The 12,233-nt window shown below is 47.9% G+C and carries 8 protein-coding genes; 6 read left to right on the forward strand and 2 right to left on the reverse strand.

Annotated elements, in window-relative coordinates; all coding sequences use genetic code 11:
- Nucleotides 1-241 precede the first annotated feature (241 nt).
- The 5 genes from ACJJIN_RS15605 to ACJJIN_RS15625 all read left to right on the forward strand — a co-directional run bounded on the left by ACJJIN_RS15605 (nt 242) and on the right by ACJJIN_RS15625 (nt 7,023).
- The gene (locus tag ACJJIN_RS15605; RefSeq protein WP_444895318.1) at nt 242-2,833 is read left to right on the forward strand and encodes an LPS-assembly protein LptD; all 2,592 of its coding nucleotides are present in this window, start codon (nt 242-244) and stop codon (nt 2,831-2,833) included.
- Complete coding sequence (locus ACJJIN_RS15610) at nt 2,833-4,173, forward strand: peptidylprolyl isomerase (RefSeq protein WP_444898264.1); 1,341 nt, start codon at nt 2,833-2,835, stop codon at nt 4,171-4,173. Before ACJJIN_RS15605 ends, ACJJIN_RS15610 begins: the two co-directional genes overlap by 1 nt.
- 76 nt (nt 4,174-4,249) lie before the next feature.
- Nucleotides 4,250-5,233, forward strand: coding sequence for a 4-hydroxythreonine-4-phosphate dehydrogenase PdxA (gene pdxA / locus ACJJIN_RS15615; RefSeq protein WP_444895319.1), 984 nt, complete (start codon nt 4,250-4,252; stop codon nt 5,231-5,233).
- A 149-nt stretch (nt 5,234-5,382) separates the two neighbouring features.
- Nucleotides 5,383-6,183: a 16S rRNA (adenine(1518)-N(6)/adenine(1519)-N(6))-dimethyltransferase RsmA gene (gene rsmA / locus ACJJIN_RS15620; protein ID WP_444895320.1), complete on the forward strand. Its 801-nt coding sequence runs from the start codon at nt 5,383-5,385 to the stop codon at nt 6,181-6,183.
- A gap of 27 nt (nt 6,184-6,210) precedes the next feature.
- Nucleotides 6,211-7,023: a symmetrical bis(5'-nucleosyl)-tetraphosphatase gene (locus ACJJIN_RS15625; RefSeq protein WP_444895321.1), complete on the forward strand. Its 813-nt coding sequence runs from the start codon at nt 6,211-6,213 to the stop codon at nt 7,021-7,023.
- A 114-nt stretch (nt 7,024-7,137) separates the two neighbouring features.
- Here ACJJIN_RS15625 and ACJJIN_RS15630 read toward each other — a convergent pair whose 3' ends face one another.
- Both ACJJIN_RS15630 and galE read right to left on the reverse strand, forming a co-directional pair.
- A complete protein-coding gene (locus ACJJIN_RS15630) occupies nt 7,138-8,463 on the reverse strand; it encodes a M1 aminopeptidase family protein (RefSeq protein WP_444895322.1) in 1,326 nt (441 codons plus the stop codon).
- A gap of 350 nt (nt 8,464-8,813) precedes the next feature.
- Nucleotides 8,814-9,842, reverse strand: a complete 1,029-nt coding sequence (gene galE, locus ACJJIN_RS15635; RefSeq protein ID WP_444895323.1) for a UDP-glucose 4-epimerase GalE — start codon at nt 9,840-9,842, stop codon at nt 8,814-8,816.
- A 339-nt stretch (nt 9,843-10,181) separates the two neighbouring features.
- Between galE and ACJJIN_RS15640 the strand changes: the two genes are divergently transcribed.
- The gene (locus tag ACJJIN_RS15640) at nt 10,182-12,104 is read left to right on the forward strand and encodes a PrkA family serine protein kinase (RefSeq protein ID WP_413664238.1); all 1,923 of its coding nucleotides are present in this window, start codon (nt 10,182-10,184) and stop codon (nt 12,102-12,104) included.
- Nucleotides 12,105-12,233 lie beyond the last annotated feature (129 nt).

Below are 12,233 nucleotides of genomic sequence, written 5' to 3' on the forward strand. Positions count from 1 at the left end.
ACGCCATCACTATATTAATTGGAGCCCCTACTTTGCCTCAGGTAAAAACAGAACACGAGTTCCAGGTAATTTGCGTTTCGAAGCTGAGCCTCTAGCTGTAACATTACGGCTTCAGTACGGCTATTAACCACATCTACATTCAAGTAGAATCGGACGATGATTTTGCGCGCCCCGGCTCGAAAGCTGTCGCACGTATCTATCGATAAAGAAACACTAAAAGATAGCTGGAACATATCGTTTGATGCTTGAAGTCTCCCGGTGGCGTCGCCTCGCTCTGGCGATTGCTAATAACTCCCAAGCCCGCTCCATCGCTCTCGGTCTGATCGCTGCTCAGCCCTTGTGGGCGCAAGCCAATCAGGGCGAACCGTATCCTGATCCCGACTACAACCCCTATTTGTACTTGGACTGGTTGCCCCGCTCTGAGCTAACCCCGGAGGAGCTAGCCAATTTACCGGCGGTGTGCTCTGGCGCCTTTGTGGCGCCTCCGCGCAACTATCCCGGTTCTGACCTGCCCCCTGGGGAAGCCCCGCTCAGAGCAACTGCTGAGAAATCCCAGTGGCTGGAAGATGGTTCAGCCGAGCTGAGCGGGAATGTACATATTACCCAGGGTTACCGGCAGCTCTTCGCCGACCAGGTCAAACTGAATCGCCCGGAAAATATCGCCACTTTAGATGGTGCGATTGAGCTTCGGGAGCCCGGTTTGCTGATCCGTGGTTCCTCCGCCGAAGTTCACACCGAAAGCGAAGCGGCTTCTGTTGAGGATGCCACCTATGTGGTGCACGATGCTTTTATCCACGGCGGGGCCGAGCTGGTTGCGCGTCAAACCAGTGGTGAATTGACCCTGACCGAAGGGACATATACCCGCTGTGAACCCGGTCGTGAGTTCTGGCAACTCACGGGCCGCGAGATCAATATTGATGAAGTAGAAAGCCAGGGTACTGCACGAGATGTGCGCCTGAAGATTCTGGACGTACCTGTCTTATACCTGCCGTATTTCCGCTTTCCTGTGGGCGATGCACGCATGTCCGGCTTCCTGTTTCCCACACTCAGCAACAGCGACAAGAATGGCTGGGACCTCGCCATTCCCTACTACTGGAATATTGCCCCGCAGATGGACGCCACCATTTCCCCGCGTTACATCCAATACCGTGGAGCCGGGCTGGAGGTAGAGTTCAGGCACCTGGCAGAAATGTTTAGTACGGAAATCCGCCTGGCCGATCTGCCCGACGACGATGGCGGCAATATTGACCTTGCTCAGGAGCTGATTGATGAGGGCTTTCCAGAAGACCTAGTTTTACCCAACAAAGGGGAAGATCGTTGGTTAGCCAGTATGGAACAGCAAGGCGGATACAGCGGCAGTATCTGGCGCACTGACATCGACTACACCAAGGTTAGTGACCCGGACTACTTTCGCGACCTAAGTCCCGCCAGCCTAGATATCAATGCGGAAACTCAAGTCAGCCAGAAATTCCAAGGACTTCTGCGTAGCGAGCACTGGCAGGCGACGCTGCGTACCCAGGACTATCAAATATTGGAAAACGACAAATTCGACGAATTTGCCCAATACCCCCGCTTTGATATTGACGGTACTTACCGCTGGGATGACTGGCTGCTGACTATGCAGAACGAAGTCACCAGTTGGGATCACAGTGATACACAAACGATAAGGTTTATTGAAGACACCGATGATCCCGATAGTGTCATAACCAGGACTCGAGACTTTATTAACGCTGATCGGCTGCGCCTCGACTATGAGTTCTACTGGGATAAAGAGTGGCTCTGGGGATATTTCAAGCCAGGACTAGCTGGGCGCTACTTAGCATACAGTGTCAGCGATCTATTTCTACCCGAGGATGCCGACGATACTCCAGATGCCTCTGCCGCCCAGTTTATTCTGGATACAGGTCTCTACTTTGAGCGAGATAGCCACTTGTTTAATCGGGACTTTATCCAGACGCTGGAGCCACGGCTGTTTACCCTAATTAGTAGCAATGCTGATCAAAGTGATTTCTTTGATATTAGTGATGATGCCGAAGATATCGACCCAGATAGTAACAACCTGCTGTACGACACGTCACTTTACACTTTCAGTTACGACCAGTTATTCCGTGATAGCCGCTTTACCGGGAATGACCGGATCGATGATGCAGACAGACTTGCCCTGGGCCTGACAACCCGCTTTCTAGATCCAGTCAGTGGCCGGGACCTCTTCTCAGCCAGTATCGGGCAGGTCTACTACTCCAGTGACAGGCAAATTGGTCGCACCGCTTACATTGAGGATACCCAACGGTCAGAATTGGCTGCGCGAATCGAGAGTCGCCCTTTCGAATCCCTGCGTCTGGGGACTGAGCTGGTCTATGAAGATAGTGAGCACAATATTAATCGCGGCAATTTCAGCCTGCGCTATCTTGACGACGACTTCCGCATTTTTAACTTGAGCTATTACTACGAACGCCCCGACTCGACGGATGACGAGGATGAGGACGAAGATGAAGATGAAACCGTAAGCCAACTAAATGCCTCAACCGTCCTCCCGCTTGGTACTCATACCTCACTCATGGCTGGTGCCAGCTATGATCTTACTTTAAATCGGGAACTGGAGTACCTTGCAGGTATCGAATATGACGACTGCTGCTACCGTACCCGATTGGTGTGGCGACGCACACTGGACAACTATCTAGCAGGGGTTGTATCTGCTGAAGACCTTGAGTATGACGAAGGTATCTATCTTGAAGTCGAACTCAAAGGATTAGCGGGCTTTGGTTCAACCGTGACAGAAATGCTGACCCAGGGGATTGCCAACTTTGATCAGAGAGAAGAGCTGAAACAGTGATGAGAATAATTAAGAAATTCGTACCGAAACTGGGCCTGGCACCCGTACTAGCAGCTGGCGCTCTGATCGCCATCACTGCCACCGCACAAGTCAGAAACCTTGACCGGGTAGTCGCTGTTGTTGACGACGATGTTGTAATGGCCAGTGAATTGGCCCAGCGCATGAATACCATCGCCAGCCAAATCCAAGCACAGCAGGTGCAGGCTCCTCCAGTGGATGTTTTGCGCCGCCAGGTTCTCGAACAACTCATTATCGAGCGTTTGCAACTGCAGATGGCCTCTCGCGCAGGTGTTACCGTTTCTGAATCGGAGTTGGACCAAGCTATCGCCCGTGTCCAACAAAATGCCGGAGTCAGCCCCGAAGAATTCCGCCAGCGGCTGCTCGCTGACGGTATGAGCATGAAGAGCTTTCGTCAGCAGATTCGCCAAGAGCTGATGATTCGCCGGGTCGAGCAAGGCAGCGTTAACCGCCGGATTCAGATTACCGATCAAGATATCGATAACTTCCTACGCTCCAAGGAGGGGGAGTTTTGGAAGTCCCCTCAATTTGAGCTGGGCCATATTCTGATCCCCGTAAGTTCCAGTGCCCCCAGCAGCGAAGTTACCCAGGCACGGGAAAAAGCTGAAGACCTAGCTCAGCAAGCCAAAGACGGCGCTGACTTCCGCCGCCTGGCGATCGCAAACTCTGCCGGCCAAAATGCACTTACCGGTGGTGACCTAGGTTGGCGCAAAACCGTCGAGCTTCCCACTCTTTTTGCCGATGCCCTTACCGACTTAAAAGCCGGTGATGTTACCGAGCCTTTCCGCAGTGATGCCGGCTTTCACCTGTTAAAGATTCACGCGCAGAAAGGCGCCAGCGAGCAGTTGGTGGAACAGACAAAAGTTCGCCATATCCTGCTTAAGCCGTCCGCTATTCTTACCGATGACCAAGCTTACAATAAGCTGATTGAGTTGCGTGAAGAGGCCATGGCCAGCGATAACTTTAGCGAGCTCGCGCGCGAAAACTCAGAGGATATAGGTTCTATGCTATCCGGTGGCGATCTTGGCTGGTCTATGCCCGGACAGTTTGTGCCAGAGTTTACCCAGGCTATGGATGCAACTGAGATTGGCAGCATTAGCCTGCCTTTCCGCAGCCAGTTCGGCTGGCATATCCTGCAGGTTGAAGATCGGCGCAAACAGGATATGACCGACAAATATATCCGCAATCAGGCAGCCAATTTGCTGCGCAACCGCCGCTATGAAGAAGAACTGCAAAACTGGCGCCGTGAGATTCGCGACCAGGCATACGTTGAGATTAAATTGCCGGACTCTGAGACCACCGAGGACTCAGGAAACCAATAGTAAGCCGCTTTTTCAGCGGGAAAGACCGGGCCCTGTGCCCGGTTTTTTTTTGTAGCTACAGGAAAGTTATATAGCAATGGCTCCTAAAATTGCCTTCACCCCCGGAGAACCTGCAGGTATTGGCCCTGAGCTCGCTGTGAAGATTGCACAAGAGAGTTCTCCAGCACAGATTGTCGCAATTGCTGATCCCCAACTACTGACAGAGACCGCTGCGGCATTGGGGTTGCCTCTTCAGCTCCTTCCTCTGTCCACAGCAGGCAAAGAGGGGACACCTGCCGGTGCTCTCTACATACTACCGGTCCCCATAGCCGAGTCAGCTAAACCAGGCCTACTGAATGCAGTCAATGCACCCTATGTATTGGAAACTCTTACAGTTGCGGCAGAGGGGTGCCTGGCCGGCCAGTTTGATGCCGTGGTTACAGGGCCCGTACACAAAGGCATTATCAATGATGCCGGTACTCCATTTAGCGGCCATACAGAGTTCTTTGCTGAAAAAGCCGGTGTTGAGCGTGTCGTTATGATGCTAGCAGCAGAGGACCTTCGAGTTGCTCTAGTGACAACTCACCTGCCCCTCAAAGAGGTGAGCGCTGCTATCACCCCCCCGCTTCTAGAGCAGATTATTACCATCCTCGACGCCAGTTTGCGGGAACATTTCTGCATCTCCAATCCTCGTATTAGCGTTTGCGGCCTCAACCCCCATGCTGGAGAGGGGGGACACTTAGGCCATGAGGAAATAGAAATAATTGAACCCACACTCGAACACTTGCGCCACCAAGGTATATCACTGAAAGGTCCACTTCCCGCAGACACTCTTTTTACCCCGCCGCATTTGTCGGAATGTGACGCCGTTTTAGCTATGTATCACGATCAGGGGCTTCCAGTGTTAAAATTCAAGGGTTTTGGCCACGCCGTCAATATCACTTTGGGGCTACCCTTTATCCGCACTTCAGTAGACCACGGCACAGCTCTCAATATCGCGGGCACAGGCATTGCAGACTGCGGCAGCCTCAAAGCCGCACTGTCTCAGGCTGTGGCGATAGCTAAATTGCGCAGTTCCTAACCAGTGCCTAAAACCTGCTTGGAGAAAGTGTAAACCATGCCCTCACCACGTGAGCGCAGTGAAAGGCCCTAAAGGGTATCCAACTGAAATGCTCACTAGCACCCCAAGGCTTAACCGCAAAATTAATCATCCAGGTTACAGATATATCAATGGATAACTTCTTTCAACACAAAGCCCGCAAACGCTTTGGACAAAACTTTCTCGTCGATGAAAATATTATCGAGCGCATTGTTCGTGCGGTAGGCCCTAAAGAATCAGATACGCTAGTGGAAATTGGCCCGGGTCAAGGGGCAATTACAGAGTTACTACTAAAACGGTGCCCGTCTCTAACCGCTGTCGAACTGGATCGCGACCTGATTCCGATGCTGGAATTTAAATTTAGGGAATACTCGGAATTTAGCATCATTGAAAAGGACGCATTAAAATTTGACTTTGGCACCTTTGCTGGAGATAAGCAGCTACGCATTGTCGGTAACCTTCCATATAACATATCCACACCGTTACTGTTCCATCTGCTCAGTTTTCGCGGGCAAGTCCAGGATATGCATTTTATGCTGCAGAAAGAGGTGGTAGATCGGCTCAGCGCCACGCCTTCGACTAAATCTTATGGGCGACTTAGCGTGATGGTTCAATATTACTGTCGCGTACAGGGCCTGTTCCCTGTACCCCCGCAGTCTTTCCGGCCCGCCCCTAAGGTGGATTCTGCCATCGTGAGATTGGTTCCCCACAGCACTCTGCCATTTACCGCAAAAGATGAAGGATTATTGGAAAGAATCGTCAATATAGCCTTCCAGCAGCGCCGTAAGACCCTGCGCAATGCTTTAAAACCCCTATTCCCGGATCTCGACCCCGAGCTGCTACCCATTGATGCCGGCCGCAGAGCAGAAACCTTAAGCGTCGAGGACTTTGTTAAGCTGGCCGACTACTGTACAAACTTGCAACAACAATAATTATTTTTCACATTATTGGGGGGAACCTTGGCAACTTACGCCATCGGAGATATTCAAGGATGCTTTGCAGCTTTTCAAAGCCTTCTCAAGAAAATCAATTTTAGTGCTGACCGTGACAAACTCTGGCTTGCCGGAGACTTGGTTCACCGGGGTGAGGATAGCCTGAGCACCCTTCGCTATCTCTATGAGCACCGCCAGCAGGTTACAGCAGTGTTGGGCAACCATGATCTCCATTTACTGGCGATCGCCCATGGCACTAAATCTCTGTCTGAAAAAGAGCACGACCTTGCCAAGGTTTTAAAAGCAAAAGATTCTGATAAGTTACTGGAGTGGCTACAAAGCCTACCCCTTCTAGTACATAAGAAGGGGTACACCATGGTGCATGCGGGTATCCCCCCCATTTGGAGCGTTACTAAAGCGCAAAAGCTCGCCACTGAAGTGCATAAGGCCCTCGCCGACGAAGCTATGGCAAAGGCATATTTTTATGGCATGTACGGTAATGAGCCACACTGTTGGGATGATCATTTGATCGGCATCGAACGCCTGCGGTCCATTACCAATTACTTCACAAGAATGCGATTTTGTAAGGCTGATGGCACTCTGGATCTAATCAATAAAAAGGGGGTCCAGGCCTCTCACGGTGAATACCAGCCATGGTTTAGCTTTCCCAACCGAAAAACCAGAAATGACAAGGTTATTTTTGGGCATTGGGCTGCCCTGGAAGGCCGCGCAGATACTGAGAATATCTATGCCCTAGACACAGGTTGCGTTTGGGGAGGATACCTGACTGCAATGCGATTAAGTGATGAAGAATTTTTTTGTACAGACTGCAGCTTATAAAAATCACTTCGCCCTGAAGCCTAAAAGAAGAATTTAAACCAACCGAATCTAAAAAAATAAACTGACAGTTATTATCTGGGAGTTTAACTGTCAGTTTACCTAGCTTGAATAACCTTATAAGCCATAAGTTAATTGATCCAAAGCAACTCCTACACTCGACGGTTTCCCATCAAGTAAAAGCTCAATAGAGTTAACAAGTTCCGCTGCTCCTTCCCTCTGGCTAAGAAGCACCAAGAAAGTATCAGCGCCTTTTTCTCCGCCGCCCTCGACCTCTTGACGAAAACTGCTCCACATTGAAAAAATATTTGACGGATCAGTATTTTCACTTTGCAGAAACAGATCAATTGCCCGATGTATGAGCAGACCACAGCTATAATACAGATCAAACCTGCCCCGGTTAGCGGCCTCAACCAAAGGAATCTCTTTTACACCTTTTGTACAACTTTCCTTAAAAGCCTTAATTTTATTAGAGACATATTTTGATGACTCGGGATACAAATCTAATAAAGCCAGCGCTGCTAACCAATCCGCATTCCCTTCATGTAACCACGATTCATTCGCATCACCATACAATCCTACTTCACTACCCTGCTGGTATAAATGTGCGACCTCATGAGCAAAAAACCAAATGGTTTCATTAATAAAGTTAGGGTCGGCAAATTTCCCATCAAGTTCATTCATATTCCAATGCATAAAAACCTGATGTGGCAAGGTCCCCCCTTGCCAAGAGTTATCATCGACATTCGCATATGATGCATACAAAGCGGGCTTTGTTCCACTTAGTGCCCCAAGCTTTTGCTCAAAATAACTCATTAACCTGGGAATATCTGACTCTAAAGACAATCTCAATTTTTCTGGCAAACCTCTATCAACAACAGCCACAACACTTGCTGTATTTATAGGTTCTTGAGTTCCAACATAGACATTCATTCCATTATCACGATCAATCCAGCTGGCTGTCCCAACATTTATCTTCCCGTTAATGATCATATGCTCACCTGGGGGAACCTGCATAGTTATTCGCCAGGCTTTTGCTTTATCATCACAGTTATCAATACAAGCAAAAAAGCGGCCTGTGTATATCAGACTTCCACCATCTGAATAGGGGGAGAAAGGTGCATAGTCTTTAGGAAGGGATATATAGCTAGTCGTCAAAAAAAATTCAATGTGTTCGAATGAACTTCTATCTTTTCTAACCAGAAACTCTTCACCTTCCATAGAAATTATTTCAAATTCTGGTGACACAGGCTTCCAGCGTTTTATACGAGAGGCATCCGGGTTACGTACAAAGCTAATCCGACTTGCCGGCCTATCCATTTGATAGGTAAGCTTCCAGAGCTTATCGCCCTGCTTCTCAATCGCGATATCCACCTCAGATATATCTTCAGCTAAAGCTGAAAAACCAGTTAAAACTAACAGTAAAAACTGAATATATTTCAATCTTAACTCCTTTTAGATTGAGAAAAATAAACAAAAATTGAAGTAATAAATGCTTCCATATATTGATAACTATAAATAGAGAGTTATAAATACAACCAGACAGACAAATAATTCTTATTCTTCACTAATCAGAAACGTTCAAGTCAATCAACAGGATTGTATCTATCGGTAGAATAATGGCCCCTTAACACAGGTGCTGTTGATATAATTTTATTTAGAACATGAAAGAAACTCATTGCCTGCAATATCCGCATGGAGCTGCGCAAGCAATGAGCATTATCAGGTTGATAGAAAAACCTAATCCTCTGTGAGGCAAAAAATAGGATCAAATTTCCTCAACTTAATTTTGCCTAATCTGCACTGTAGCCTTTAGGATTTTTATACTGCCAACGCCAGGTATCTTTCACCATACGTACTAAATCATACTCAGCTTTCCACCCCAGCTCTGTTTCAGCCAGCTCTGGATCTGCGTAACACTCTGCAATATCTCCGGGTCTCCTCGGAGCAATGTTATAGGGAATTTCCTTCCCACTGACACTCTCGAAAGCACGAACGACTTGTAAAACAGAACTGCCCTGTCCCGTCCCCAGATTATGGGTATAACAACCCTCAGAAATTTCTTCTTTACATATTAAGTTTAGCGCCGCCAAGTGTCCGCGAGCCAGATCAACTACATGTATATAATCTCGAACTCCAGTACCATCGACGGTATCATAATCACCACCAAAAACCTGTAGCTGCTCCAATCTACCTACTGCCACTTGGGAAACATAGGGTAGTAAGTTATTGGGGATACCACTGGGATCTTCACCAATAGTCCCACTTTCATGGGCTCCAATCGGATTGAAGTAACGCAACAAGCTCACTTTCCACTGGCTGTTCGGCGCAGCACAAAGATCGCGCAACATGTTTTCCACAATCAACTTACTGGAGCCGTAGGGGTTGGTTGCGCCAGTAGGGAAATCTTCTTTAATTGGTACTGTTTCAGGATCACCATAGACTGTTGCCGACGAACTGAAGATCAGGCGATGAACCCCAAACTCCTCCATCACCTCACATAAAGTTAAGGTCCCAGCTACATTATTCTGGTAATAGCGCAGAGGCTGCACAACAGATTCACCAACTGCTTTTAACCCCGCGAAGTGAATTACGGCGTCAATCTTATGATCAGAGAATACTTTGCGTAAACCTTCCTTATCACTAATATCCAGATGGTGAAAAGGGATATCTTTGCCAGCAATTAACTCGACCCTCCGTAGGGCTTCCTCACTGCTGTTCGATAGGTTATCCACAACTACAGGCTCAAAGCCGGCAGCAAGCAACTCGATACAGGTATGACTGCCAATATATCCGGCACCTCCAGTCACCAAAATCGCCATTTAGGTTCCTCAATATTTCTCTAATACCCAATATGGGCTGTAGTAAAGCGTAAAACAGCCGCCCAATTCAACCTATATAAGTGACATTCCACTGTCTCATTCAAAGGGAAAGCTATGCTGGAAAAGCTGGAGAGCATTCAACACTTACTCCAGCAAAGAACAAGGTTCACAACGGCAATAACGATAGTGCTTCACGCCAAGCGTATCCCAAACACGATCTGGACTTTACAGCTCATACATCGCTCGTCCCATTTGGGCAAGAGAAGCCAAGGGCGTACGACATCCTAACCAAAGCAGGAAACTGAGCTAATTCCAGTAGGCTACAGGGAGGTAGACACCATGACAATTTTCAATCACTACTTGGAAAGATACGAATCTATCCAGGACGAAGAACTCAGTATTCAGGAATACCTGGAGCTGTGTAAGACAGACCGCAGTGCCTATGCGTCACCAGCTGAGAGGATGCTGATGGCCATTGGCGAGGCCGAACTGGTAGACACCTCACGGGACCCGCGCCTGTCACGTATTTTCTGTAATAAGGTTATTAAGCGATACAAGGCCTTCAGTGAATTCTATGGTATGGAGGAAGCCATAGAGCAAATTGTCTCTTTCTTCCGACATGCCGCACAGGGTCTGGAAGAAAAGAAGCAAATCCTGTATTTGCTAGGTCCTGTTGGTGGCGGAAAGTCATCCCTTGCAGAGCGGCTAAAAGCCTTGATGGAGCAGGTGCCCATCTATGCAATTAAGGGATCGCCAGTATTTGAATCTCCCTTGAGCCTTTTCTCTCCTACTGAGGATGGCCGCATCCTTGAAGAGGACTACGGAATTGCACGTCGATACGTTAACACTATTATGTCTCCCTGGTCTGTTAAGCGATTGCATGAATTTAAAGGGGACATCAGTAAATTCCGTGTCGTAAAAATTCGTCCTTCTATTCTCGATCAAGTTGCCATCTCAAAAACAGAGCCCGGTGATGAAAATAACCAGGATATTTCATCACTGGTTGGCAAGATCGACATTCGTAAGCTTGAGGATTTCCCCCAGAATGACCCTGACGCCTATAGCTTTTCTGGTAGTTTATGTAGGGCCAACCAGGGGCTGATGGAGTTTGTCGAGATGTTCAAAGCGCCTATCAAGGTGCTTCACCCCCTACTAACTGCAACACAAGAAGGAAATTACAACAGTACAGAGGGATTGGGGTCAATTCCGTTCAACGGTACAATCCTCGCTCATTCCAATGAATCGGAATGGCAATCCTTCCGCAATAATCGCAACAATGAGGCTTTCCTGGATCGTATTTATATCGTCAAGGTGCCCTACTGTGTAAGAGTGCAGGAGGAAATACGAATCTATCAGAAACTGCTAGAAAATAGCTCCTTGTCAAAAGCGCCCTGTGCACCAGACACCCTACGGATGTTGGCGCAATTCTCTGTATTGTCGAGAGTTAAAAACCCTGAGAACTCCAGCCTTTATTCAAAGATGCGTATCTATGACGGTGAAAACCTAAAGGATACCGACCCCAAAGCAAAAACCATTCAGGAATACAGAGATAATGCAGGGGTAGATGAAGGCATGAACGGACTATCCACCCGTTTCTCCTTTAAAATCCTCTCAAAAGTTTTCAATTTCGATGCTACTGAGGTGGCGGCAAATCCAGTCCACCTACTCTATGTTCTGGAACAGCAAATAGAGCAGGAGCAATTTCCACCGGAAGTGCAAGAGACTTACCTCGGGTTTATCAAGGAATATTTAGCTCCAAGGTACGTAGAATTTATCGGCAAGGAAATCCAAACAGCTTACCTGGAATCCTACGCTGAATACGGCCAAAACTTGTTTGATCGCTATGTCACTTACGCTGATTTTTGGATACAGGACCAGGAGTATCGTGACCCAGAAACCGGTGAAATACTGGATCGCGGCGCCCTTAATGAAGAGCTTGAAAAGACAGAAAAACCTGCAGGAATTTCCAATCCGAAAGATTTCCGCAATGAAATAGTCAATTTTGTGCTCCGTGCCAGGGCTAACAATCAAGGAAAAAATCCCGACTGGAGATCTTACGAGAAACTACGTGCCGTTATCGAGAAAAAAATGTTCTCCAATACGGAAGATCTTCTGCCAGTTATATCCTTTAATACCAAGGCATCAGCAGATGATAAACGCAAGCATGCAGACTTCGTTGCGCGTATGGTTGAACGCGGCTATACCGAGAAGCAGGTTAGATTGTTATCCGAATGGTATCTACGCGTGAGAAAATCTCAATAGTAAGGTTTTCCTCCATTAAGGTCACTGGAAAAACACGAGGAAGCCAAACCCGGATACTGATTAGATCATTAACTTTTAGTGAGCACTTGAGTGATTTCACAGCATCTCATCGGGACCCTCAATGGCTCG

The organism is Microbulbifer maximicatervae (SeqCode), from assembly GCF_052467505.1.

What these genes read in the sequence shown, in the direction of transcription:
- pdxA (WP_444895319.1), top strand. Translation starts at nt 4,250, where the DNA reads ATGGCTCCTAAAATTGCCTTCACCCCCGGAGAACCTGCAGGTATTGGC.
- ACJJIN_RS15605 (WP_444895318.1), top strand. Translation starts at nt 242, where the DNA reads ATGCTTGAAGTCTCCCGGTGGCGTCGCCTCGCTCTGGCGATTGCTAAT.
- ACJJIN_RS15610 (WP_444898264.1), top strand. Translation starts at nt 2,833, where the DNA reads ATGAGAATAATTAAGAAATTCGTACCGAAACTGGGCCTGGCACCCGTA.
- ACJJIN_RS15640 (WP_413664238.1), top strand. Translation starts at nt 10,182, where the DNA reads ATGACAATTTTCAATCACTACTTGGAAAGATACGAATCTATCCAGGAC.
- galE (WP_444895323.1), bottom strand. Translation starts at nt 9,842, where the DNA reads ATGGCGATTTTGGTGACTGGAGGTGCCGGATATATTGGCAGTCATACC.
- rsmA (WP_444895320.1), top strand. Translation starts at nt 5,383, where the DNA reads ATGGATAACTTCTTTCAACACAAAGCCCGCAAACGCTTTGGACAAAAC.